We start from the raw sequence: 24795 nt of genomic DNA, 5'->3' as shown, positions 1-24795 counted from the left end.
GGGGACACGGGCCATTGCCGTCCCGCCGGGCACCACAGCGGCGCACGGCCAGGACGGCGGCATGACCCGCGTGCCGTCCGGCGCGCGGACCGATCCTGGAGGTACCTCAGCAATGGCTGTCTACACGCTCCCTGACCTGACCTACGACTACGCCGCGCTCGAGCCCCACATCTCGGGCAAGATCATGGAGCTGCACCACTCCAAGCACCACGCGACGTACGTCAAGGGCGCGAACACTGCCCTGGAGCAGCTCGAGGAGGCCCGCGAGACGGGCAACCTGGCAGGCGTCAACAAGATCGAGAAGGACCTGGCCTTCAACCTGGGTGGGCACATCAACCACTCGATCTTCTGGACGAACATGGCTCCCGAGGCCGGCGGCGAGCCCACCGGTGACATCGCCGCGGCGATCGACGAGCACTTCGGCTCGTTCGAGAAGTTCAAGGCGCACTTCACCGCCGTGGCCGCCGGTGTGCAGGGTTCCGGCTGGGCCGTCCTGGCCTGGGACTCGGTCGGTCAGAAGCTGGTCGTGGTGCAGCTCTTCGACCAGCAGGGCAACATCCCCTTCGCGCTCACGCCGGTCCTCATGCTGGACTGCTGGGAGCACGCCTACTACATCGACTACCTGAACGTCCGCCCGGACTACATCAAGGCCTGGTGGAACCTGGTGTCGTGGGAGAACGTGTCCGAGCGCCTGGCGCGGGCCAAGACCCAGACGGCGGGCCTGGTCGTCGCCTCGGCGTGACCTCCTGACCTGATCCGGCGGGCCGCCCGGGGACCTCGTCCCCGGGCGGCCCGCCGGAACTGTCGTGTCACGCGCCGGGCGTCGGGTTTCGTCGTCGGGGTGGAAGGCGCGGCCGCCCGGGTGTCTACTGGAGACATCGATGGGCAGGCACGTGTCTCCTACCCCAGGGGTGATGACGTGGCACAGCAGCAGCGTCCGACGACGCGGGTCGGCAAGGCGGCCGACTACCTGGACCAGCGCACCAGCATCGGAGCGCTGGTCAACCAGCTCGCGCGCAAGGTCTTCCCGGACCACTGGTCGTTCATGCTCGGCGAGATCGCGCTGTTCTCGTTCGTCGTCCTGATCGCCTCGGGCTTCTTCCTGACGATGTTCTTCGAGCCGTCGATGGCGCTGGTCCGGTTCGAGGGCGAGCACCCTGCCGCCATGCAGGGGCAGCTCATGTCGGCGGCGTTCCGGTCCACCGTCGAGATGTCCTTCGAGGTGCGCGGCGGTCTGCTCATGCGCCAGATCCACCACTGGGCGGCGCTGATCTTCGTGGGCTCGATCGTGCTGCACATGTTCCGGATCTTCTTCACGGGCGCGTTCCGCAAGCCGCGCGAGGTGAACTGGCTGGTCGGCGCCCTCATGCTGGTGCTGGCCCTGGCCGCGGGCTTCTCGGGCTACTCGCTCCCGGACGACGTGCTGTCGGGCAACGGCCTGCGCATCATCGACGGCGTCGTGAAGTCGATCCCGCTGATCGGCTCGTACCTGTCGTTCCTCGTGTTCGGCGGCGAGTTCCCGGGCGAGCACATCATCCCGCGCCTGTTCACGCTGCACATCTTCGTCATCCCAGGTCTGCTGATCGCGCTCATCGCGCTGCACCTGTTCCTCATGGTGCTGCAGAAGCACACCCAGTACCCGGGCGGCGGCCGCACCGACAGGAACGTCGTCGGGTACCCGGCGCTGCCGGTCTACGTGGCCAAGATGACGGGCAACTTCTTCATCATCGCGGGCGTGCTGACGCTGATGGGCGCCACCATGGCGATCAACAACGTCTGGAACTACGGCCCGTACGACCCGTCCCCGGTCTCCGCGGGCACCCAGCCGGACTGGTACATCCTGTTCGTCGACGGCGCGCTGCGGCTCATGCCGGGGCCGGGCTGGGAGTGGGTGATCGGCGGGTACACGCTGAGCATGAACCTGCTGATCCCGGCCGTCGTGGTGCCGGGCATCCTCTTCACCCTGCTGTTCGCGTGGCCGTTCGTCGAGGCCCGCGTGACGGGAGACCGGGGCGAGCACCACGTGCTGGACCGCCCGCGCAACCGTCCCGTGCGGACCGCCATGGGCGTCGCGCTGTTCGTCGCGTTCATGGTCTGCGCCCTCGCCGCGACCAACGACCTGATCGCCACCCACTTCTCGCTGTCGATCTTCGCGATCACCTGGGTGCTGCGCGTGCTCCTGATCGTCGGCCCGGTGCTCGCGTTCTGGGTGACCAAACGCGTGTGCCTCGGGCTCCAGCGCAAGGACCGCGAGCTGGTGCTGCACGGCCACGAGTCGGGGCGCATCGTGCGGTTCGCCAACGGGGAGTACGTCGAGGTGCACACGCCGTTGGACGAGCAGGAGCGGTGGCTGCGGGTCAGCTACGAGTCGCCCGCCCCGCTGGAGATCGCACCGCTCACGGACTCGCGGGGCGTGCGGCGTGCGGGCTACCGGTCCGAGCGGCGGTGGCAGCGTCTGTCGCGGTTCTTCTACGAGGACCGCGTGGAGCCCGTCACGCCCGCCGAGCTCGAGGCCGCGCACGCCGCGCACGCGCACGGCCGGCACGCCCAGGTCGAGCGCCCCGCGGCGGCCGTCGGCGCTGGGACGGAGCGCCCGCCGCAGGAGCGGGCGTAGGCCTCGGGCGCGACGGCCGTCGCGGAGCTCAGTCGTCGAGCCCCAGGGCGAACGCCTGCTCCAGGTCCGCCTTGGAGTACGCGCGGAACGCGATGAGCGTCTCGGTGTTCTGCACCCCGGCGACCTTGTTCACGCGGTCGGAGACGACGCCCGAGAGCTGCTCGTGCTCGGGCACGCGGACGATCGCGACGAGGTCGGTCTTGCCCGTCACGGAGAAGACCTCGCTCACACCGTCGATGTTCGCGACCTCCTGCGCGACCTCGGGGATGCGGGACGTCTCGGCGTCGATGAGGACGATCGCGGTCAGCATGCCGTCATCGTATCCACGCGCCGCGCGTTCCCGGCACCCGGGAGGGGAGCCGGGGTCGCGGTGTACGGAAGCGCGACGTCCTGCCCGGCCTCCGTCCCGATCTCGGTGCGCACACGGTCCGAGGCCCACGCGAGGTCGGCGTGCGCGCCCGCCGCGCGCACCGGGCACGCCCACTCGTCGCTGACGTGCACGAGCCGCACGCCGGGGGAGTCGAGCCACGCCAGCAGCAGGTCCGTCTCCTCGGGGTGCGCGGCCGGCGCGGGCGCGACGGGCGGCTCCACGTGCTCTGCCGTCGTCCGCAGCGCCGACACCAGGGGGAGCGGGTCGGCACCCGGCGCGGAGACGTCGGTGGCCGCGAGCCGGCCGTGCCGGACGACCACGATCTCCCAGCCGCCCGGCCTGCCCGGGGCGTCGCCGATGCCGGACGGCCGCGCCGCCACGAGCTCGGCGCAGCGGGCGAGCGGGTCCAGCCGCTGCGCGCGGTGCGCGCCCGAGACGAAGGCGCGCAGCCGCCTCGTCACCTCGCCCGCCTCCTCGTACCGCTCCTGGTGGGCGAGCGCCGCGATCCGGTCGGACAGCGCACGCACCACCGGCTCGGGGTCGCCCGTGAGCGCACGGCGGGCGGCGTCGGCCACCTCGGCGTAGGCGGTGTCGGGCGCCTCGGTGGCCACGCACGGCGCCGAGCAGCGGCCCATGCCGGCCAGGGCGCACGGGCTGCCCGGCGTCCTGGAGACGAGCGGGATGCGGGCGGTGCACTGGCGCAGGTTCAGGGCGTCGTGGAGGGCGTGCACCGCCTCCTGCGCGGTCCTGCGGGACCCGAAGGGGCCGATGTGGGCCGCACCGGCCACGACCGCGCCGACGACCGACAGCCGCGGGTACGCCTCGTCGGTGAGGCGCACCCACGAGTGCCGCTCGGGGAACTTGGAGCGCCGGTTGTAGCGCGGCGCGTGCTCGGTGATGAGGCGCAGCTCGCGCACCTGCGCCTCGAGCGGGGTGGCGCACGCGACCGGCGTGACCCGCTCGGCGATGCGCACCATCTCGGTGATCCGCTTCCGCTTCTCGGCCGCGGTGAAGTACGAGCGCACGCGCTTGCGGATGTTGACCGACGTACCCACGTACAGCACCTCGTCGCCCGGACCGCGGAACAGGTAGACGCCGGGTGCGTCCGGCAGGTCGTCGGCGAGGTGCCGCTTGCGGCGCACCTCCGGCGGCACCGGGTCCGCCGCCGTGGCCAGGTCCTCCAGGTGCGTCACGCCCATCGGCGCGAGGCGGTCGAAGAGGGCGTGCAGCACGTCGACCGTCGCGCGGGCGTCCGCGAGGGCGCGGTGGTCGGGGGAGACGGTGGCGTGGAACAGGTTGGCGAGCGTCGACAGCTTGTGGTTCGGCGCCTCGTCCCGCGTGACCAGGCGCCGCGCCAGCGGCACGGTGTCCACGACGGTGAAACCCGGCCACGGGTAGTCCAGCCGGGAGCACATCTCCTTGAGGAAGCCGACGTCGAACGGCGCGTTGTGCGCCACCAGCACCGTGTTGCGCGCGAACTCCAGGAAGCTCGGCAGCACCAGGGCGATGTCGGGGGCGGTGGCTACCATCGCGTTGGTGATGCCCGTCAGGCGCGCCACGAACGCCGGGACCGGCTGCCCCGGGTTCACCAGCGACTGGAACTCGCCCAGCACCTCACCGCCGCGCACCTTGACGGCGCCGATCTCGGTGATGCCGCCCTCCTTGGCGCTCGTGCCCGTCGTCTCCAGGTCGACCACGACGAAGGTGACGTCCCGCAGCGGCGTGCCGAGCTCCTCGAAGGTGGCCTGGTACGCGGATGTGGTGGTGCTCACGGGCAGAGGCTATCCGGAGACACTGACACGCTTGTTCGAGCCGCGCCGCGGCCCGCCCGCCCCGGGGACGGGCGGGCCACCCGGGACGGTCAGACCCAGCGCTCGCCCGTGAGCTGCTCGTAGATCTCCACGTAGCGGGCGCGGGTCTCGGCCACGACGTCGGCCGGGACCTCCGGGCCGGGGTAGGTGCGGTCCCAGTCCGTCAGCGTCGCCGACCAGTCCCGCACGAACTGCTTGTCGTACGACCACTGCGCGCGGCCCGGCTCGTACTCGCTCGCCTTCCAGAACCGCGAGGAGTCGGGCGTGAGCACCTCGTCGGCGAGCGTCAGCACGCCGTCGGCGTCGAGCCCGAACTCGACCTTGGTGTCCGCGATGATCACGCCGCGCTCGCGGGCGATCTCGGCGCCGCGCCCGTAGATCGCCAGCGTGAGGTCCCGCAGGCGGTTCGTCGTCTCCTCGCCGAGGTCGCGCGCGATCTCCTCGACGGAGATGTACTCGTCGTGCCCCTCCTCCGCCTTGGTCGACGGCGTGAAGACGGGCTCGGGCAGGCGGGAGGCCTCCACGAGCCCGGGCGGGAAGGCCACGCCCGAGACCGTGCCCGTGGCCCGGTAGCTCTCCAGCCCGCCGCCCGTGAGGTAGCCGCGCGCGATGCACTCGACCGGCACGATCTCCAGCCGCTTGCAGCGGATGGCGCGGCCCGCCCACTCGGCCGGCACGTCCTCGCTGATCACGTGGTTGGGCACCAGGTCGGCGAACTGCCGGAACCACCACAACGAGAGCTGGGTCAGGATCGCACCCTTGTCGGGTACCGCCGTCGGCAGCACGACGTCGTAGACCGACACGCGGTCGGAGGCCACCAGGATCACATCGTCGCCGTCCGCGTAGACCTCGCGAACCTTGCCCTTCCGGATCAGTTCCACGGGGCCAAGGCTAACCTCCGGCCGGCGCTCCGGGCCGACCCGTCTACGGCGCGGGCGGCGGCACCAGCGACCCGCCCAGGTTCTCCGTGGCGAGGTAGGGGTTGAGCAGCGGGTGCCGGCTGCCCACGGCGACGTCCCGCCAGAGGCGCTGGAGCCGGTTCGAGGTGCGGAACCCGCTCGTCCCGTTCAGGTCGAGCACGAGCTCCAGGGCCGCCCGGCAGTCGCGGGCGGCGTCCGCGAGGGCCAGGCGCTGGTGGTGCCCGTCGGGGCCGTCCAGGGGGTCCGGCCCGGCAGGAGCCGCCGCGGCGTCCGCCCGGGCGGCGACGGCGAGCATCGTGGTCTCGGCGCGGTGCACCAGGTTCGCCGCCTCGGCGAGCCAGTGCCGCGCCTCGGGGGAGTCGCCCATCCGCGTGTACGCGGACATGTACGGCTTGCGGCCCGAGGCGAACATCTCGGTCGTCGCGTCGAGCGCGCCCTGCGCCGCACCCACCACCGGGGCGAGCACCGCGATCGCGTACAGGAGCCGGTCGGCGGGGCCGAACGGCGCCTTTCCGGCGGTGTGGTCGTCGCGCACGAAGAGGTCCTGCGCGACGACGGTGTGGCTGCCGGTGCCGCGCATGCCCGCCATGTGCCAGGTCCGCTCCACCGTCAGGTCGTCGAGCGGTACGACGACGAAGGTCAGCACGCCGTCGACCAGCACGCCCAGGGTGGCCCAGACGGCGTCCTCGCACCCCGAGACGCTCGGCCAGCTCCCGGTGACGCGCACGCCCCCGGGCACCCGCTCGCCGTGGCCGCCCGGGAACCCGGACCCGCAGAACAGCGCGTCCGGGTCGGCGAACACCTCCGCGACCGTGGCCTGCGGGAAGGAGTACGCGGCGATGTTCTTGGCGGTCAGGCAGGTGCCGGCCACCCAGGACGACGTCGGGCACGCCCGCCCCACCTCGGTCAGCCGGCGCGCCACCGTGGTCGCGTCCGCCTCCGCGCCGCCGTGGGCTCGTGGCGTGCGCAGCGCGAGGGTGCCGAGCGCGCGCAGGGCCGCCAGCGTGTCGGGGGTCGGTCGTTCGTCGTGCTCGGTCGTCCCGGCCTGCGCCCGCAGGATGTCGAGGAGCGCGGCCTGGTCGGTCGGGGTGGTGCGGTCGGCGATGTCGTTGCTCACCGCACGAGTCCAGCAACCGGCGGACCCACGGACCATGCGCGAGCCGCGCGGGTCCATACGCGACCGTGCCCCGAGACCCCGGGGTTAGCATCCACGGTATGGACCTGGTGGGTGAGGTGATCCGTTCCGTCCGAGTGGGCCGGCCGGGGGCGCGGCTGGTGCGGCAGACCGGCTCGCGCGGCGTACGGTTCCCCGCCTTCGAGGGCAGCGGCTTCCACGTCGTCCTGGCGGGCACGTGCTGGCTGGTCACCGAGCAGGGCGACCCGGTCGAGCTCCGGCCGGGCGACGTGGTGCTCACGTCGGCGGGTGCCCCGCACGGGCTCTCGTCCGTCCCGGCCAGGCTGCGCGACCTGCCGATGGTGGAGCTCGGCCCGCACCGGCCGGAGCCGGGTCCCGCGAGCTTCGAGTTCCTGTGCGGGTCCTACCACCTCGGCCCCGGCCGTGCCCCGCACTACCTGCGGACGCTGCCCGACCTCGTCGTCGTGTCTCCCGACCCCGAGCGCGGCCCGCGGCTGCGGGCGCTGACCGACCTGCTGCGCGCCGAGGTGTCGGCGAGCCCGGAGGGCGACGACGCGACGGTGCCGGCCCTCCTGGACCTGGTGCTCGTCCACGTGCTGCGGCAGTGGCGCGACGAGCACGAGCCGGGCGCCGGCGCGCTGACCGACGACCCGGCCATCGCGACCGCCCTGCGGCAGATCCACGAGAACCCCGCGGAGCCGTGGACCGTGGAGCGCCTCAGCCGGGTCGCGGGACTGCCGCGCACGTCGTTCGCGCGGCGCTTCGCCGCGCTCGTCGGCCGGCCGCCCATGCGCTACGTCACCCAGTGGCGCCTGGAGCGGGCGGCCGGGCTGCTGCGCGAGACCGACGCGCCGCTCGCGACGATCGCCCGCCAGGTCGGCTACTCGACCGAGTTCGCCTTCTCGGCCGCCTTCCGGCGTGCGCACGGCATGCCGCCGGGCAGCTTCCGCCGGATGCCGCGACCGGCGATGGGTGTCTCGGCGGGCAGCGCCGGCGGCGTCCGCGCGGAGGGCTGACCGGCCCACGCCGTCTGCAGGTCAGCCGGCGGCGGCCAGGTCGAGCACCGCGTACCCGTGCCCGGCCAGGCGGACGACGTCGCTCGTGCCGTCGCCCGTCCCGCCGTCGCCCGGCTCCACGTCCAGACCGCGCGCGAGCACCGTCCGCGCCGCGGCGGCGCCCGCCAGGGGGAGCCGCACCTCCACGCCGCCCGGGTTGAGCACGACGGCGAGCGTGCCGCCCCGCAGGTATGCCAGCGGGTACCCGGTGGCGAGCACCTCGACGGGGGCGCCGACGTCGAGGCGGGAGTCGCCGTGCCGCAGCGCGATCAGGTCCCGGACCAGGTGCAGCAGCGATCCCTCGTCGTCCACCTGGGCCGCGACGGTCGGCCGGTCCGGGTCGGGGTCCTGCGGCAGGTAGGTCGACGTCGCGGGCGTCCCGGGGCCGTACGGGCCGGCGGGCAGGTCGCCCCACTGCATCGGGGTGCGCGACCCGGAGCGGTCGTACGCCGGGCCGAGCCGCGATCCCTCCAGCGTGGGCGTGCCCGGCACGTAGCGCATCCCGATCTCGTCGCCGTAGTACACCGACGGCATGGCGGGCCACGTCATGGTCAGCACGTGGGCCACGCGCGCCTGCTCGGCGTCGCGCGGGCCGGCCACGAGGCGCGTGAAGTCGTGGTTCGAGGTCGGCAGGCCCACCACGCCGCCCCGCCCGTCGGCGGCGATGGCGTCCGCGGCCGCCTGCCAGGCCCGCACGAACGTCAGGGCGTCGCCGCGCGCCTCCGCGGCCGCCCACGCGGGCACGTCGCCCCAGGCCGGGTCCACGACGCCCGCGCCGTTGTTCCACAGCGAGCGCAGCGGCAGGCCGTTGTCGTCCCCGCCGAACTGGAGGAAGAAGTCCGCGTGGAACCCCGCCGGCACCGAGACCCTCGGGTCGCCCCACTCGCTGACGATCACGCGGCCGGGCCACTCGCGGTCCAGCCAGGCGCGCATCTCGCGCCACAGCTTCCCGGTCTCCACGTGGCCGGGGTCGTCCTTGACGAGCGACGACGCCATGTCCACCCGGAACCCGGCCACGCCGAGGCCGAACCAGTGCGCCATGATCTCCCGCAGCGCGGCGCGGTTGGCGAGCGGCCCGGGGGCGTCCACCGGCTGGCGCCACGGCTCGGCGGGGTCCAGGCGGGCGTACCCGTAGTTCAGCGCGGGCTGCACGGGGAAGAAGTTGGGCCTGTAGTACCCGCCCCGCGTGCCGGGACCGGGCTGGAACCCCTCGGCGGGCACGTCGCTCCACACGAACCGGTGGTCCTCCGGGTCGTCGGCGGACGCGCGGAACCACGGGTGCTGGTCGGAGGTGTGCCCGGCCACGAGGTCGAGCAGCACGCTGATGCCGCGCCGGCCGGCCTCCTCCGTCAGCCGTGCCATGTCCTCGTTGGTGCCGTAGCGCGGGGCCACGGTGAGGAAGTCCGCGACGTCGTACCCGGCGTCGGCGAAGGGTGAGACGAAGCACGGGCTGAGCCAGATCGCGTCCACCCCGAGCCACGCGAGGTAGTCGAGGCGCCCGGCGATCCCCGCGAGGTCGCCGATCCCGTCGCCGTTCGCGTCCGCGAACGACTGCGGGTAGATCTGGTAGAGCACGGTGCGTCCCAGGCGGGAGGCGAGATCGACGGTCAACGGACTGCTCCTTCGTCAGGTACGGACGTGTCGGACGCTCAGGTCACCATGGTGGCCTGAGCGTCCGACACGCGCGGGGGGTGGGGGTCAGTCGCGGCCCACCGCGAACTCCTCCATGCGCATCAGCGGGCGCACCTCGCGCTCCAGGGCACCGCGCGAGACGTAGCGGCGGACGGCGTCCCCGGCCAGCTCGTTGCCCAGCGCGGCCATGATCATGCCCTGGTCCAGGGCCAGGTAGCGCTGCGACACCTGGCCGCTGCGCACCGCGACGGCGTCGTAGAAGCCGCCCGGGCCGTAGGCGTCGAAGTCCGCGGCGATGTTCCGCAGGTTCGCCATGGCGTCACCGTGCGCGTAGCGCAGCGCGAGGAACGAGGCGTGCGGCGTCACGACGCCGTCGCCGTACTCCGTGGGCGCGGGCGAGCCCTCGCGGCAGCCCTCGTACGGCTGGTCCACCGTCGTGCGCTCCTGGTCCGAGGTGTAGCCCGGCCCGTCCAGCCCCAGCTGGTCCACGCCGTACTCGCGGTACCCGCCCGCCGGGTCGTTCGACGGCGAGAAGCCCCAGTACCCGTAGCCCGCCTCGTGCAGGCCGTGCTCGATCTGCCCGCGCACGTACAGCGGGTGGTTGCGGCCCCAGGACCGCGGGCCCCACCGTTCCTCGGGCACGAACAGCGGCACCATGAGCGCCTCGAACATGCTGCCGCCCCACGTCGGCACCACGCGCGTGCCGCGGTAGGGCAGGGCGCCCTCGAACACCGGCACGCCCAGGTACTCGGCCCAGTGCCCCGTGGGGCGTGTCTCGGTCCAGTCCCAGTCGCACGAGTCCGGGAACGTGCGGTACGTGCCGAAGTAGTGCTCCGCCGGGATCTGCCCCGCCGCGATGCCCAGGTAGGACGCGATGCGCGGCTCGGTGTTGAACGCCCCGTAGTGGTGACCCGTGTACCAGACGTCGGCACCCATCGCGCAGTAGTCGCCCGGCACGGGCGCCGTCTCCTGCGGGTCCTCGTCCCAGAAGCCGCCCCGGATCTGGTTCTGCGCCGGGTCGTAGAAGCAGCCGAAGTCCATCCGCTCGCGGACGGCGTCCGCCTCGTCGGCCAGCGCCGGGTCCGCGCGGCTCGCCAGCAGCAGGCCCGTGGCCAGCCACCCGTTGTCCACGCTCGACAGGAACGGCTTGACCGGGTCGCCGCTCGTGGGGAACTCCAGGAGCTTGTCGCCCGTGGCCGGGTCGTACCAGTTGTAGAACATGCCGCTGGGCTCGTGGTGCTCCAGCCCCGCCACCGTGCCCAGGGTCGTCGCCAGACGGCGGTGCGCCTCGCGCGCCCCGATCAGGCCCAGGTCACGCGCCACCACGGTGCTCCACAGGTACGCGCCGATGTTGGTCGGCGACGTGTACCCGCCGCGGCTGCCCGGGTCGAGGTCGCCCCCGATGTTGTCGTCGGGCAGACCCGTCTCCTCGACCACCAGGGCGTCGAACGACCGCCACGTGTCCGCGGCCCAGGTGCGCAGCTGCCGCCGGTCCTGGCCCGCGGAGGCCGCTCCCGGGGCCTCCTGCCCGGCTGCCTCCTGTCCGGTGGCGCTCGCGGGCAGCGGCGTCAGCGCCAGCGCGGCGACGGCGGCGGCCGCCACGGCGCTCCGGCGCGCTCTCGGATGTCTTCCCAGGTGTCCCATCGTGCGTCTCCTCTACGTCGTCGTAGCCGGTTTCGTACAGGTCGGTTCGTGCAGGTCGGTTCGTACAGGGGCTCGTGCGGCCTCAGCCGGGCAGCTCGCCCGTGCGGGCGACCGTGCCGAGCCACCCGAGACTCGGCTTGGGGGTGCGCTCGAACGTGGTGCGGTCGACGGCGACCAGCCCGAACGTCGGGGCGAAACCGCTCATCCACTCGTAGTTGTCGAGCAGCGACCAGTGCAGGTAGCCCTCGACGCGGGAGCCGGCGGCCATCGCCCGCGCCATGCCCTCCAGGGCGCCACGCGTGTAGTCGATGCGCCGGCTGTCGTCGGCGGTGGCGATGCCGTTCTCGGTGACGATCATGGGCACGCCGCCGGTGATGCGGTGGGTGTACTCCAGCGCCTCGCCGAGCGCCTGCGGGTAGTACTCCCACCCGGTCAGCGTCTTCTCGACGTCGTCGCCGAAGGGCACGGGCTCGCCGTCCGCCCCGATGATCGTGCGCAGGTAGCTCTGGACGCCGACGAAGTCGTCGCCGCGGGCCACCTCGAGGAAGAAGTCCTCCCGCGGGTAGGCGTAGGCGTCGCGGGCCTCCTGCGCGCCGTGCGCCGCCTGGAACACCTGGTTGGCGATGGTCCAGCCGGCGCGCACGTGCCCCAGCCCGTGCAGGATCTCGACGGCACGCCGGTGCGCCGTCGCCTGGATCTCGGACGCCGCCTCGTCCGGGGCGGCGAGCCCCGCGGCGTCGAGGTTGGTGCGCCGGCTGGCGCCGAGCATCATCGAGGTGATGTTGGGCTCGTTGATGGTGACCACGTGCCGCACGTCGGCCAGGATCGGCGTGACCGCCTCGACGTAGCGCGCGTACGCGTCGATCGCGTCGGGCGCGAACCAGCCGCCGCGCTCCGCGAACCACCGCGGCAGCGTGAAGTGCAGCAGCGTCACCACGGGGGTCACGCCCGCCGCGAGGCAGGCGTCGATCATGCGCCGGTAGTGCGCGAGCTGGGCCCGCGAGATCTCGCCCTCGGCGGGCTCGATGCGTGCCCACTCGACCGAGAAGCGGTAGGCGTTCAGGCCCGCGTCCGCGAGCAGGCGGATGTCCTCGGGGTAGCGGTGGTAGCTGTCGACGGCGTCGCCCGAGCTCTCCGCGCACAGCGACCCCGCCACGTGCTCCTTGGCCCACCAGTCGCTGTTGACGTTGCCGCCCTCGATCTGGTGCGCGGCGGTCGAGGCGCCCCAGAGGAAGCCGGGGGCGGTGGGCAGCGTGGTCTCTTCGGTCACGGACGAGCTCCTTGGAACGGGGACGGCTACTTGAGGCCGGTGGTCGAGATGCCCTGCACGATGTGGCGCTGCAGGACGAGGAAGACGACGAGGATGGGCAGCACGATGACGGTGGCGCCCGCCACCAGCAGGCCGTACTGCACGGTGTTCTGGCCGGTCGAGTACAGGGCCAGGGCCACGGGCAGGGTGTACTTGTCGGCGGACTGCACGGCGACCAGCGGCCACAGGAAGTTGTTCCAGGACCCGAGGAAGGTCAGGATGCCGAGCGTCGCCAGGGCGGGCCGGGCCTGCGGCAGCACGATGCGGAAGAAGGTGCGGAACTCACCGGCACCGTCGACGCGGGCGGCGTCGAGCAGCTCGTCCGGCACGTCGAGCATGAACTGCCGCATGAGGAACACCCCGAACGGGGCCGCGAGGAACGGCAGGATCAGCGCCGCGTACGTGTTGATGAGGTCCAGGTTGGCCACCAGCACGAACAGCGGCACGAACGTGACCATGCCGGGCACCATGAGCGTGCCCATCACGAGCGCGAACAGCGTGCGCTTGCCAGGGAAGTCCAGCTTGGCCAGCGCGTAGCCGACCATCGCGCTGAACAGGACCGACCCGACGGTGACGGCCAGCGCCACGACCACGGAGTTGAGGAAGTACCGCGGGAAGCTCAGCTGCGCGAACAGCTCGGTGTAGTTGGACCACGTGACCTCGTCGGGGATCAGCGTGGGCGGGAACTGCCGGATCTCGCCCTCGGGCTTGACCGAGGACACGACCATCCAGACCAGCGGCCCGACGGAGGCGACGAGGCCGACCAGCAGGGCGACGTTGAGCAGCAGGGCGCGGGGCGCCAGCGGCCGGGACCGGGTAGCGGTGGCCATCACTTCTCCGTCCGGAGCAGGCGGAACTGCAGGTACGACAGGATCACGATCGCGACGAACAGGATGTAGCTCATCGCCGCCGACAGGCCGTAGTTGCCGAAGCCGAACTGGTTGAAGATCTCGTACGCCACCGAGTTGGTGGCGCCCAGGGGCCCGCCCTGCGTCATCACGAACGGCTCCTCGAAGAACTGCAGGTACCCGATGCCGGTGATGACGGCGCAGAACAGCAGCGTCGGCCGCAGCAGCGGGACCGTGACGGACCAGAACTGACGCACGGGACCAGCGCCGTCGATGGCGGACGCCTCGTACACGTCGCGCGGGATGCCCTGGAGGCCCGCCAGCAGGATCACCATCGAGTAGCCGACGTTGCGCCACGTCGCCATGACGATGAGGGACGGCATGGCCCACACCTCGTCGGTGAGCCACCGCGGCCCGTCGATCCCGACCACGCCGAGCGCGGAGTTCACCAGACCGAAGTCGGGCTGCAGCAGGAACCGCCACACGACCGCCACCGCGACGATCGACGTCACCACGGGGGCGTAGAACCCCACGCGGAAGACCGACCGGAACCACGCCAGCCCCGAGTTCAGCAGCACCGCCAGCAGCAGCGCGATCGCGAGGGTGAGCGGCATGGCCACCCCGACGAAGTAGAGCGTGTTGCCGGCGGCCTGCTGGAACTTCGGGTCCGCGAGGGCCTCGGCGAAGTTGTCGAACCCCACGAAGTTGACGGCCCACGGGCTCCGCAGGTCCCGCCCGCGCATGTCGGTGAACGCCATGTACAGGGAGGACGCGACGGGGACCAGCATGAAGACCGCGAACAGCACGGTGAACGGCAGCGCGAAGCCCCAGGCGGCGATGCCGGTGCGGCGGCGGCGTGCGGAGACGGCCACGGTCAGTCCAGACCCGTCCCGATCGAGGTCGCGGCGTCCTGCATCTGCGTGGCCGCGTCCTGCGGGGTCAGGTCGCCGGCGATGACCTGCTCGATGATCAGGTCGAGCTCGTGCTCGATCTCGGCCCAGGTCGGGATCGCCGGGGTGGAGCGTGCGGTGGTCAGCACGTCCTCGTAGACGGCGACGGCGTCGTCGTCGGCCAGGGCGGGGTCCTCCCACGAGGCCTCGACGGCGGGCAGGTCGCTGGAGATCCCGAACCAGTCCACCTGCGTGGCGGGGTCGGTGGCGAACTGGACGAACTTCCACGCGGCGTCCGGGTTCGCGGCGTCCGCGAGCACGGCGAGGTTCGAGCCGCCGATGAACGACGCGGTGGTCTCGTCCGACGGCAGCGGCACGACGCCGAACTTACCGGCGAAGTCGTCACCCGCCGTGGTCAGCAGGTTCGCACGCTCCCAGGGGCCCGAGACGAACGAGCCGAGCCTGCCGTCGACGAAGTTCTGCACCTTCTCGTCCTCGACCAGGACAGGGGGCGCGAGGCCGTCGCGCATGAACGACGAGTAGTACTCCAGGGCCTTGACCTGGGCGTCGTTGTCGAGGGTGAACTCCCCGGCGTCGTCCATGATCTCGCCGCCCGCCTGCCAGTAGAACGGCAGGTACATGAGGGCGGTGGAGTTGCCGCGGGTCTGCAGCGCGATGCCCTCGTCGGCCCCGGCGTCCTGCAGGCCGGCGGCGAACTCGGTGAGGTCGGCCCAGGTCTGCGGCGCCTCGACGCCCGCCTCCTGCGCGAGGTCGGTGCGGTAGTACAGCACGCGCGACTCGACGTACCAGGGCACGCCGTAGGAGGTGCCGTCGACGACGGTGGTGTCCCACGCGCCCGGGAAGAACGCGTCGGGGTCGATGGCCTCGGGGGTGGGAGCGAGCCCATCCAGCCCGACGAAGCCGCTCATCAGGGTGGTGCCGACCTGCATGACGTCGGGCACCTCGCCGGTGGCGATGGCGGTGTTGATCTTCTCGGTGGACGACTCCCACGGCACGGGGGTGACGTTCACGGTCGCCTCGGGGTTGTCGGCCTCGAACTGCTCGGCGAGCTCGGGCAGCAGCTCGCCCTCGGTGCCCATGGCCCAGACCTCGATGGTGCCCGTCGCGGGCCCGTCGGTGATGCCGGTGGATCCTTCGTCCGTGGTGCCGGCCTCGTCGCTGCGGCCGCACCCGGTGAGGGCGAGGGCCAGCGTGAGGGTCGACGCCGTCGCCGCCGCGACGAGGCGAGGTGTCCTGTTCACGATCACTCCTTTGTTGATCCGCTGGTGATCCGCGAGGATCAGTTCCCGAAATTTCGAAGGTGAATCTCGGAAAGACCCCGGGAGGTTAGGCGGGCTCTGCGGCGTTGTCAACGGGCCCGGCGCTCGGCTACGGCCGGTCGCCTCAGGCAATTACGGGGTCGGTCCGTTCGTCGGCTACGATCCGGATTTCGGAAACGCATCGCCGACGACGCCGGAGGACCCATGGCAGCCGACCAGCCCCGCACACCGCTCGCCGTGGTGGCGGCAGAGGCCGGCGTCTCGGTGCCGACGGTCTCGAAGGTCCTCAACACCCGCCCCGACGTGTCGGAACGGACCCGCACCCGCGTGACCGAGGTGCTGGAGCGGCATGGCTACGAGGTGCGGCCGCCGGCCGCCAAGCCCACCGGGATGATCGACGTGCGGATCGTCGACTTCGAGGGCACCTGGTCGGAGGCGGTGGTCCGTGGCGCCGTCGCGGGCGCGCGGCGGCTCGGCCTCGACGTCGTGCTGGCCGTCGAGCCCGACCCCGACGACTGCAGCGCCTGGGTGCGGCACGCGCTCGAGCGCGGCACCGACGGCCTGGTCAGCATCGTCGCGGTGCCCGACGCCGAGGCCAGGCGCGCGCTGGCGACCACCGGCACGCCGCTCGTCGTCGTCGACCCGCGGCAGCGGCCGCCCGAGGGCATGCTCAGTGTGGGTGCCACCAACTTCCAGGGTGGGCTGGAGGCCACGGGGCACCTGCTGTCCCTCGGCCACACCCGCATCGCGACGATCACGGGTGCGCTGGAGCAGGACAACGCCATCGCCCGCCTCGCGGGCTACCGCGCGGCCATGATCCGGGCGGGCCTGACCACCGACGACGACCTCGTCTACGTGGGTTCGTACGGTGTCACGTCGGGGTACGAGGGGGCGCAGCGGCTCATGGCCCTCGACGACCCGCCCACGGCGATCTTCGCGAGCAGCGACGACACCGCGCTCGGGGCGCTGCGCGCGCTGCGCGAGGCGGGCCTGTCCGTGCCGCGCGACGTCTCGCTGGTCGGCTTCGACGACCTGCCGATCGCGCCCTGGATCGACCCCGCGCTCACCACGGTGCGCCAGCCGCTGGCGGAGATGGGCGCCACCGCCGTCGACCTGGTGCACCGCGCCCGCACCGCGAGCGGCCACACCCTGCGCACGGAGCTCGCGACGAGCCTGGTGCAGCGGGCTTCGACGGCGCCGCCGCGGGCGACGTCGGTACCTCGATGAGGTAAACCCCTTCGAGAACGACCTGCGGGACGCTTTCGGCCTCGGGAGCGTCCCGCAGGTCGTTCTCGACGCGGACTCGGTGGCCTCAGCGGCGGGTCGGGCGGCGCGGCTTGTCGACCTCCGGGAGGGGGAGGCCGCCCGGGCCCTCCTCGGCGGTGGGGGGCGGGGCCTCGCCGCGCGCCATCCGCTCCTTGGCGCTGGCCGCGTAGGCGTCGACGTACTCCTGGCCGGAGAGCGCGAGGATCGCGTACTCGATCTCGTCGGCGACGGCGCGCAGCACGAACTTGTCGGTCTCCATGCCCTTGTACCGGCTGAAGTCGAGCGGTTCGCCGATCACGGCGCCGAGCGGCATGAAGGCGGGCAGGCCGCGGCCGGGCGGCTGCGCGACGTCCGTGTCGACCATGGCGACGGGGATCACCGGCGCGCCGGACTCCAGCGCCATCCGGGCCACGCCGGTCTTGGCCTTGTAGAGGCGGCCGTCGGGGCTGCGGGTGCCCTCCGGGTAGATGCCGAACAGCTTGCCCTCGCTCAGCACCCGCAGACCGGTGCGCAGCGCGGCCTCGCTCGCGGCGCCGCCGGAGCGGTCCACGGGGATGACGCCGATCCCGGTCATGAACCAGGCGACGACCCGGCCCTTGAGGCCCTTGCCCGTGAAGTAGTCGGACTTGCCGAGGAACGTCACGCGGCGCGGGACCACGAGCGGCAGGATGAACGAGTCGATCACCGCGAGGTGGTTGCTGGCCATGATCGCGGGGCCTGTGCGCGGCACGTTCCGGGCCCCCACGACCCACGGCTGGTAGGCGAGGCGCAGCCACGGGCCGACCAGCAGGTTCCTCATCACCCAGTAGAACAAGATTCCTCCTCACGACCCGGCCCCGCGGGCCCGCGTCCGACAATAGAGTGTGCGCATGGCCGCATCGAACACCGACGACCGCGACGACGACGTACCCGGCGACACCCCCCGGGAACTGGGCGACGACGACGTGGCCTCGCGCTGGGCAGACATCGTCGCCACGCTCGGCGACCTCGACGGATCCCGGGCCGACGACGCCGGACGCGACGCCTCCCGCACCGGCGGCCCCGAGGGTGCCGACGGCGCGGACGAGGGCGACGGCGATGCCGACGGCCCGGGCAAGACCGCCGAATCCTCTCAGACTTCGCGGCCGGATGACGAGACCGGCGGTGCGGGCGGCGGCGCGGGCGGCCGCCGGGTGGGCGGCTGGTCCGAGGGCGGCTGGGCGGCCGGCGACTGGACGGTCGCGGGTGCCACGTCCGAGCCGGACGCCGCGGCGCGCCCGCGACCGTCGGGCAGCGGTCCGCGCGACTGGCCGCTGTCGCCCGAGGCCGAGGCGCTCGAGGAGGCCGAGAGCCACTTCACCCCGCCGGAGCCGCCCCCGCTGCTGTCCCGCGACCCGCTGCTGACGATGGCGTGGAGCTTCGTCGTGGGCGTGCCCGTGCTCGCGGTGATCGGGATGATCCTGGCGGCGGCGATCCCCGCGCTGGAGATCCCGCCGCTGGTCGGTCAGATCGGCATCGGTCTGTTCGTGGCCGGCCTGGGCGTGCTGATCTGGCGCATGCCGCACCAGCGCGACCCCGACGACGACGGTCCGGGCGCGGTCGTCTGACCTCCTGCGTCCGCTGCCGCACCTGTCAGACGCTCGGCTCACCCGGGTGGGCCGAGCGTCTGACACGTCCGGGGCGAGCGGGTCAGCGCCGGGCCAGGTCCGCCGCGCCCACGATGCCCGCCTCGTTGCCGTGCTCGGCGAGCTCGATCTGGGCGACGGGCCGGTGGCCCATCGCGGAGAGCTGCGCCTCGAAGCCGCGGCGCACGGGGCCGAGCAGCAGGTCGCCCGCCGCCCCCACCCCGCCGCCGATCACGATGAGCTCGGGGTCCAGCAGGGCCGCGACCGACGCGGAGCCCTCGCCGATCCAGCGGCCGAGCGTGGCGAGCAGCTCGACGGCGAGCGGGTCGCCCTCCTGCGCCGCCTCGGTCACCATGCGGCCGCGGATCTCGGCCGCGTCGCCGCCCGCCAGCTCCAGCAGCCGCGCGGCCTGGTCCACGCGCGCGACGGCGGCGTGCTGGGCGTCGCGCTCCAGGGCGCTGCCCGAGGCGTACTGCTCCCAGCAGCCCTCGTGGCCGCACCCGCAGTAGTGCCCCTCCGGCACCACCCGCATGTGCCCGACCTCGGCGGCCATGCCCCACTTGCCGCGCACGAGGTCGCGCTCGGAGATCACCGCGCCGCCCAGGCCCGTGCCGACCGTCAGCATCAGCATGTCGGTGGCGTCCCGGCCCGCGCCGAACCGGAACTCGGCCCAGCCGGCGGCGTTGGCGTCGTTCTCCACGACGATCGGGACGTCGGCGTCGACCAGCGCGCCGACCTTCGCGGCCAGCGGGTACTCACGCCAGGCGATGTTGGGGGCGAAGTTCACGGAGGTGCGGTCCGGGCTGACGAAGCCGGCCGCGGCGAGCCCGATGGCGCTCACCTCGTGCTCCTTGACGAGCTCGTTGCAGGCGTCCGCGATCGCCTCGTCGATGTTCGCGACGTCGTCGGCGTCGGTCTCCCGGCGTACCTGGGCGAGGATGTTGCCCTCCTCGTCGACGACTCCCACAGCGATCTTCGTGCCGCCGATGTCGACCCCGATGGCGTGCATGCGTCCTCACGTTCTCTCGTTGCACGACGGCCCGCGGGCCGTCGGAAAGGGGGTTGCACCTGTCGGGTGCGCACACCCAGGGTAGCGACCGCCGGCGGTGCTCCACGCGGCGTCCGTTTCCCGGTATCTTTGCAGGCACGGTCAGTACTGCCACTGGAGTCAGAATGGACGAGATCAACAGCCCGGTCCTCATCGAGCTGCCCCCCACCTCCAACCTCAACGACGTGCTCGCGGATCGGGTCGGCAAGGGTGCCGACAAGCCGATGATGGAGGTACCCGCCGGCAAGGACGAGCCCTGGCGGGTCGTCACGGCCGGCCAGTTCGACGCCCAGGTGGTCGCTGTGGCGAAGGGCCTGGTGGCCCGCGGGATCGAGCCCGGCGACCGCGTCGGCATCATGTCGCGCACGCGGTACGAGTGGGCGGTGCTGGACTTCGCGGTCTGGGCCGCCGGGGCGGTCCCCGTACCGGTCTACGAGACCTCCTCGGCCGAGCAGGTCGAGTGGATCACCTCGGACGCCGAGGTGAAGCTCCTCTTCGCGGAGACGGCCGCCAACGCCGCCACCGTCGCGGAGGTGCGCGACACCGTGCCGTTGCTCACGGACGTGCTCGTCATCGACGACGGCGCGCTCGACGCGGTCGCGGGCGAGGGGACCGCGGTGACCGACGAGGAGATCGCCCGGCGACGGAGCCTGGCGAACCTCGACGACGTCGCCACGATCATCTACACCTCGGGGACGACGGGGCGCCCGAAGGGCGCCGAGCTGACGCACCGCAACTTCGCGTCGCTCGCCGTGAACGCCGTCGAGGCCGTGCCGGAGGTGTTCTCCAAGCAGGACGGGCGCACCCTCCTGTTCATCCCGATGGCGCACGTGTTCGCGCGGTTCATCCACGTGCTCGGGGTCGCGGGCGGCGTGGTCACGGGCCACTGGGGCGACACGACCACGCTGGTCGACGCGCTGGGCCAGTTCCGCCCCACCTTCATCCTCGCGGTGCCGCGCGTCTTCGAGAAGGTCTACAACACGGCCGAGCAGACGGCGGCGGCCGGCGGCAAGGCGAAGATCTTCCACTGGGCCACGGCCACGGGCATCGCCTGGTCGCGGGCCCTCGACACGCCGTCCGGCCCGGGCCTGGGCCTGCGGCTGCAGCACGCCGTCGCGAGCGCGCTCGTGTTCTCCAAGCTGCGGGCCCGGCTCGGCGGCCGCGCCGACTTCGCGGTCTCCGGCGGCGGCCCGCTGGGCGAGCGCCTCGGCCACTTCTACCGGGGCCTCGGCCTCAAGGTGCTGGAGGGCTACGGTCTCACCGAGTCCACCGCCCCCACGAGCGTGAACCGGCCCGCGTCGACGAGGATCGGCTCCGTCGGCCTGCAGCTGCCGGGCTGCAGCGTCAAGATCGCCGAGGACTCCGAGATCCTGCTCAAGGGCCACCACATCTTCCGGGCGTACCACAAGAACGAGGCCGCCACGGCGGAGGCGTTCACCGAGGACGGCTGGTTCCGCACCGGCGACCTCGGCGTCCTGGACGACGACGGCTTCCTCACGATCACCGGTCGCAAGAAGGAGATCATCGTCACGGCCGGCGGCAAGAACGTGGCGCCGTCCAACCTCGAGGACCGGATCCGGGCCCACGCGCTGGTGAGCCAGTGCGTGGTGGTGGGCGACAACAGGCCGTTCATCGGCGCGCTCATCACGCTCGACGCCGAGGGGCTGCCCGGCTGGCTCAAGATGCACGGCAAGCCCGCGCTCACCGTCGAGGAGGCCCGCAAGGACCCGGACGTGCTCGCCGCGCTCGACCAGGCCGTGCAGCGCGCCAACAAGGCGGTCTCCAAGGCCGAGTCGATCCGCAAGTACACGGTGCTGCCGGGCGACCTGACCATCGAGAACGGCTACCTCACACCGAAGCAGAGCGTGAAGCGTGCGGTCTTCCTCAAGGACTTCGAGGCCGACGTCGAGCGCCTGTACGCGGACAAGAACAAGGAGTCGCTCCACCTGATCGGCTGAGCCCTGCGAGGTCGGTCGGTTGCCCCGAGATCGGTCCATCGATGGACCGATCTCGGGACAACCGACCGACCTCGGGCACTCACGCCGTCGTGAACGAGATCCAGGTGTCCGGGGGCAGGTCCGGGCGGCCCGGGACGGGGCGGTGCTCCTGCGTCCACGCCTGTCCGACGGCCTCCGTGGCCACCGCCCGCCAGAACCGGACCGCCGGCGGGTTGGCGTCCTGGAACGCGATGTCCCAGCGCCCCGGGTAGGCGGTTAGCACGTGGGCCGCGAGCCGCCGTCCGACGCCCGCGCGACGCGCACCGCGCACCACGAAGAACGAGGTCAGCACGCGTGTGGGCTCGTCCAGCCCGCGCACCAGGGCGAACCCCGCCGCCGCGGGCTCGCCGCCGTGCTCCAGGTGCGCGACGACGCCGCCCCACCCCGGGTCGGTGAACGCCGCGTCCAGGCGCTCGCGGCGGAACTGCCCGGACGCGTCCGGCAGGGCGCCGGAGACCTCGGACATGTCGTGGCGGAACAGGAGCCAGAGCCGCTCCAGGAGCGCGCGGTCGGCGGGGGTCGTGGGGCGCAGGACGAGGCGTGTCGTGTCGTCGGTCATGAAAAAAGCCTCCGGACGCTGCGCGTCGGGAGGCTCACCGTCATCTTCCCACACCCTGGCCCGGGCTGCCCAGTCACCGGACGCGCCGGGCGCTGTCACCGCCCGTCAGTAGGATGACGACGAAGGGTGCCGCGCGGGCGAACACCGGCGCGGGCACCCCCAGAAATTTCCCTGATGAGAGGTGCTCCTGGAGATGGCTGTTCGTCGTGTGGCCCTGCTGACCGCCGGCGGCTTCGCGCCCTGCCTGTCGTCCTCGGTCGGCGGTCTGATCGAGCGTTACACCGAGCTCGACCCCGAGATCGAGATCATCGCCTACCTGCACGGCTACCACGGCCTGCTGACCGGCAACAAGATCGAGATCGACGAGGAGGCCCGCAAGCAGGCGCACGTGCTGCACCGGTTCGGCGGCTCGCCGATCGGCAACTCGCGCGTCAAGCTGACCAACGTCAAGGACGCCGTGAAGCGCGGCCTCGTCCAGGAGGGTCAGGACCCGCTGCACGTCGCCGCGGAGCAGCTCAAGGCCGACGGCGTGGACGTGCTGCACACCATCGGCGGTGACGACACCAACACCACGGCCGCCGACCTCGCCGCCTACCTGCACGAGAACGGCTACGAGCTGACCGTGGTCGGTCTGCCGAAGACGATCGACAACGACGTGGTGCCCATCAAGCAGTCGCTCGGCGCGTGGACCGCCGCCGAGGAGGGCGCCAAGTTCGCCGCGAACGTCATCGGCGAGAACCGCGTCGGCCCGCGCATGCTGATCGTGCACGAGGTCATGGGCCGGCACTGCGGGTGGCTGACCGCCGCGACCGCCAAGGCGTACCGCACCTGGCTCGACGAGCAGGAGTGGGCGCCGGCGCTGGGCCTGTCGCGCGAGCGCTGGGACGTGCACGCGGTGTTCCTGCCCGAGCTCGAGATCGACATCGAGGGCGAGGCCAAGCGTCTGCGCGAGATCATGGACACGCAGGGCAACGTCAACATCTTCCTGTCCGAGGGCGCGGGCATGCACGAGATCGTGGCGCAGCTCGAGGCCGCGGGGGAGACCGTCGAGCGGGACCCGTTCGGTCACGTCAAGCTCGACACGATCAACCCGGGCCAGTGGTTCGCGAAGCAGTTCGCGGAGAAGCTGGGCGCCGAGAAGACGATGGTGCAGAAGTCGGGCTACTTCTCGCGCGCGGCCGCGGCCAACAGCGACGACCTGCGCCTCATCAAGTCGATGACCGACTACGCGGTGGAGTGCGCGCTGCGGGGCGAGTCCGGCGTCATCGGCCACGACGAGGAGGACGGCGACCGGCTCAAGGCCATCGCGTTCCCGCGCATCGCCGGCGGCAAGGCGTTCGACGTCTCGCAGGAGTGGTTCGGGCAGATCCTGTCCGAGATCGGCCAGCCGCTGGTGCCGGCAGCTCCCGCGGAGCACTGAGCACCGTGCGGGCACCACGAGGGGCAGCCAGATGAGCGTCGTCACCGATCCGGCCGAGCGGGCCGCGGGCCCGTCGGGCCTGGACCACTTCCGCACGCTCGAGGCGCGCCAGCAGCCCACCTGGCCGGACGCCGCCGCGCTGTCGGCGGCCACCGGCCGCCTGTCCCAGGCCGCGCCCATCGTGGTGCCCGCACAGGCCGACACCCTGACCGAGCGGCTCGCCGCCGCCGGCCGGGGCGAGGCGTTCCTGCTCCAGGGCGGGGACTGCGCGGAGACGTTCGCCGAGGCGAACGCCGACCGCATCCGCAACAAGATCCGCACCATCCTGCAGATGGCGGTGGTGCTCACGCACGGCGCGAGCACGCCCGTCGTGAAGATGGGCCGGATGGCGGGCCAGTACGCGAAGCCGCGCTCCAGCGACACCGAGACGCGCGACGGCGTGACCCTGCCCGCCTACCGCGGCGACATGATCAACGGGTTCCCCTTCACGGAGCAGGCCCGCGTGCCGGACCCCGAGCGGCTGGAGCAGGCCTACCGGATCTCGTCGGCCACGGCGAACGTGGTGCGAGCCTTCACCCAGGGCGGGTTCGCCGACCTGCGCCAGGTGCACGAGTGGAACCGCGGCTTCATGCGCAACCCCGCCTACGCGCGGTACGAGAAGACGGCGGACGAGATCGACCGCGCCATCCGCTTCATGCACGCCTGCGGCGCCGACTTCGACGCGCTGCGCTCCGTCGAGTTCTTCCTGAGCCACGAGGCGCTGGTGCTCGACTACGAGCGGGCGCTGACCCGGACCGACCAGCGCACCGGCAAGGCGTACGACACCAGCGCGCACTTCCTGTGGATCGGCGAGCGCACGCGCCAGCTCGACGGCGCGCACGTGGACTTCATGTCCCGCATCGCCAACCCGATCGGCGTCAAGCTCGGCCCGACGACGACGCCGCGCGACGCCCTGGCGCTCACCGAGCGGCTCAACCCCGACAACGTGCCCGGGCGGCTCACGTTCATCACGCGGATGGGTGCCGGGCAGGTCCGGGACGTGCTGCCGGCGATCGTCGAGGCCGTCACGTGGGCGGGCGCCAACGTCACCTGGGTCACCGACCCGATGCACGGCAACACGATCACGTCGGAGAGCGGGTACAAGACGCGCCGCCTCACGGACGTGCTGGACGAGGTGGCGGGGTTCTTCGAGGTGCACAAGCGGCTCGGTACCGTGCCGGGCGGCCTGCACATGGAGCTCACCGGCGACGACGTCACCGAGGTGCTCGGCGGCAGCGAGGAGATCTCCGACGCCGGGCTCGCGCTGCGCTACGAGACCCTGGTGGACCCGCGGCTGAACCACCAGCAGTCGCTGGAGCTCGCGTTCCAGGTCGCGGAGATGCTGCGGGCCTGA

Annotated in this window: 21 protein-coding genes; 8 read left to right on the top strand and 13 right to left on the bottom strand. The window is 72.5% G+C overall.

The window, feature by feature from the left end:
• Positions 1-112 precede the first annotated feature (112 nt).
• Both APR03_RS16565 and qcrB read left to right on the top strand, forming a co-directional pair.
• Entirely contained in the window at positions 113-742 is a 630-nt protein-coding gene (locus APR03_RS16565; protein ID WP_253837351.1) for a superoxide dismutase, read from the top strand.
• A 177-nt stretch (positions 743-919) separates the two neighbouring features.
• Complete coding sequence (gene qcrB, locus APR03_RS16560; protein WP_253837349.1) at positions 920-2614, top strand: cytochrome bc1 complex cytochrome b subunit; 1695 nt, start codon at positions 920-922, stop codon at positions 2612-2614.
• A gap of 28 nt (positions 2615-2642) precedes the next feature.
• On the opposite strand, the gene APR03_RS16555 is transcribed toward qcrB, so the two are convergent.
• The 4 genes from APR03_RS16555 to APR03_RS25295 form a co-directional block, all read right to left on the bottom strand.
• The gene (locus APR03_RS16555) at positions 2643-2924 is read right to left on the bottom strand and encodes an Lrp/AsnC family transcriptional regulator (protein WP_253837347.1); all 282 of its coding nucleotides are present in this window, start codon (positions 2922-2924) and stop codon (positions 2643-2645) included.
• Positions 2918-4756: a DEDD exonuclease domain-containing protein gene (locus APR03_RS16550; RefSeq protein WP_372494911.1), complete on the bottom strand. Its 1839-nt coding sequence runs from the start codon at positions 4754-4756 to the stop codon at positions 2918-2920. The genes APR03_RS16555 and APR03_RS16550 overlap by 7 nt, the downstream gene beginning before the upstream one ends.
• A gap of 89 nt (positions 4757-4845) precedes the next feature.
• Positions 4846-5676: a phosphoribosylaminoimidazolesuccinocarboxamide synthase gene (locus tag APR03_RS16545; RefSeq protein ID WP_253837345.1), complete on the bottom strand. Its 831-nt coding sequence runs from the start codon at positions 5674-5676 to the stop codon at positions 4846-4848.
• A gap of 43 nt (positions 5677-5719) precedes the next feature.
• On the bottom strand, positions 5720-6832 hold the full coding sequence (locus APR03_RS25295; protein WP_253837344.1) for an acyl-CoA dehydrogenase family protein: 1113 nt from the start codon (positions 6830-6832) through the stop codon (positions 5720-5722).
• A 98-nt stretch (positions 6833-6930) separates the two neighbouring features.
• On the opposite strand from APR03_RS25295, the gene APR03_RS16535 reads away from it, so the two are divergent.
• Entirely contained in the window at positions 6931-7866 is a 936-nt protein-coding gene (locus APR03_RS16535) for an AraC family transcriptional regulator (protein ID WP_253837343.1), read from the top strand.
• Between the two features lie 21 nt (positions 7867-7887).
• Here the strand turns inward: APR03_RS16535 and APR03_RS16530 are convergent, their stop codons facing one another.
• The 6 genes from APR03_RS16530 to APR03_RS16505 all read right to left on the bottom strand — a co-directional run bounded on the left by APR03_RS16530 (position 7888) and on the right by APR03_RS16505 (position 15490).
• Positions 7888-9516, bottom strand: a complete 1629-nt coding sequence (locus tag APR03_RS16530; protein WP_253837342.1) for an alpha-amylase family glycosyl hydrolase — start codon at positions 9514-9516, stop codon at positions 7888-7890.
• Between the two features lie 87 nt (positions 9517-9603).
• The gene (locus APR03_RS16525; protein ID WP_253837341.1) at positions 9604-11181 is read right to left on the bottom strand and encodes a glucoamylase family protein; all 1578 of its coding nucleotides are present in this window, start codon (positions 11179-11181) and stop codon (positions 9604-9606) included.
• 82 nt (positions 11182-11263) lie between these two features.
• Complete coding sequence (locus APR03_RS16520) at positions 11264-12451, bottom strand: glycoside hydrolase family 1 protein (protein WP_253837340.1); 1188 nt, start codon at positions 12449-12451, stop codon at positions 11264-11266.
• A gap of 26 nt (positions 12452-12477) precedes the next feature.
• The gene (locus APR03_RS16515) at positions 12478-13320 is read right to left on the bottom strand and encodes a carbohydrate ABC transporter permease (RefSeq protein ID WP_253837339.1); all 843 of its coding nucleotides are present in this window, start codon (positions 13318-13320) and stop codon (positions 12478-12480) included.
• Positions 13320-14210 carry a carbohydrate ABC transporter permease gene (locus APR03_RS16510; RefSeq protein ID WP_253837338.1) on the bottom strand — a complete coding sequence of 297 codons (891 nt, stop codon included), beginning with the start codon at positions 14208-14210 and terminating at the stop codon, positions 13320-13322. The genes APR03_RS16515 and APR03_RS16510 overlap by 1 nt, the downstream gene beginning before the upstream one ends.
• Before the next feature lie 2 nt (positions 14211-14212).
• On the bottom strand, positions 14213-15490 hold the full coding sequence (locus tag APR03_RS16505) for an extracellular solute-binding protein (RefSeq protein ID WP_253837336.1): 1278 nt from the start codon (positions 15488-15490) through the stop codon (positions 14213-14215).
• Between the two features lie 222 nt (positions 15491-15712).
• On the opposite strand from APR03_RS16505, the gene APR03_RS16500 reads away from it, so the two are divergent.
• Positions 15713-16735: a LacI family DNA-binding transcriptional regulator gene (locus APR03_RS16500; protein ID WP_253837334.1), complete on the top strand. Its 1023-nt coding sequence runs from the start codon at positions 15713-15715 to the stop codon at positions 16733-16735.
• A gap of 85 nt (positions 16736-16820) precedes the next feature.
• Here the strand turns inward: APR03_RS16500 and APR03_RS16495 are convergent, their stop codons facing one another.
• Positions 16821-17588: a lysophospholipid acyltransferase family protein gene (locus tag APR03_RS16495; RefSeq protein ID WP_253837332.1), complete on the bottom strand. Its 768-nt coding sequence runs from the start codon at positions 17586-17588 to the stop codon at positions 16821-16823.
• A 55-nt stretch (positions 17589-17643) separates the two neighbouring features.
• Here APR03_RS16495 and APR03_RS16490 point away from each other — a divergent pair, with 55 nt between their 5' ends.
• Positions 17644-18360: a hypothetical protein gene (locus APR03_RS16490; protein ID WP_253837330.1), complete on the top strand. Its 717-nt coding sequence runs from the start codon at positions 17644-17646 to the stop codon at positions 18358-18360.
• 82 nt (positions 18361-18442) lie between these two features.
• On the opposite strand, the gene APR03_RS16485 is transcribed toward APR03_RS16490, so the two are convergent.
• A complete protein-coding gene (locus APR03_RS16485; protein ID WP_253837328.1) occupies positions 18443-19387 on the bottom strand; it encodes an ROK family glucokinase in 945 nt (314 codons plus the stop codon).
• A gap of 164 nt (positions 19388-19551) precedes the next feature.
• Between APR03_RS16485 and APR03_RS16480 the strand changes: the two genes are divergently transcribed.
• Positions 19552-21384, top strand: a complete 1833-nt coding sequence (locus APR03_RS16480; RefSeq protein WP_253837326.1) for an AMP-dependent synthetase/ligase — start codon at positions 19552-19554, stop codon at positions 21382-21384.
• A 79-nt stretch (positions 21385-21463) separates the two neighbouring features.
• On the opposite strand, the gene APR03_RS16475 is transcribed toward APR03_RS16480, so the two are convergent.
• Positions 21464-21982 (bottom strand): GNAT family N-acetyltransferase, encoded by a 519-nt coding sequence (locus APR03_RS16475; protein WP_253837324.1) that lies wholly within the window; start codon positions 21980-21982, stop codon positions 21464-21466.
• A gap of 193 nt (positions 21983-22175) precedes the next feature.
• On the opposite strand from APR03_RS16475, the gene APR03_RS16470 reads away from it, so the two are divergent.
• Both APR03_RS16470 and APR03_RS16465 read left to right on the top strand, forming a co-directional pair.
• On the top strand, positions 22176-23402 hold the full coding sequence (locus tag APR03_RS16470) for a pyrophosphate--fructose-6-phosphate 1-phosphotransferase (protein WP_253837323.1): 1227 nt from the start codon (positions 22176-22178) through the stop codon (positions 23400-23402).
• Between the two features lie 31 nt (positions 23403-23433).
• Positions 23434-24795 (top strand): class II 3-deoxy-7-phosphoheptulonate synthase, encoded by a 1362-nt coding sequence (locus tag APR03_RS16465; RefSeq protein WP_253837321.1) that lies wholly within the window; start codon positions 23434-23436, stop codon positions 24793-24795.

The organism is Promicromonospora thailandica (assembly GCF_024171955.1).
Lineage (GTDB): Bacteria > Actinomycetota > Actinomycetes > Actinomycetales > Cellulomonadaceae > Promicromonospora > Promicromonospora thailandica.
This window is presented reverse-complemented; position numbering and strand designations above follow the sequence as displayed.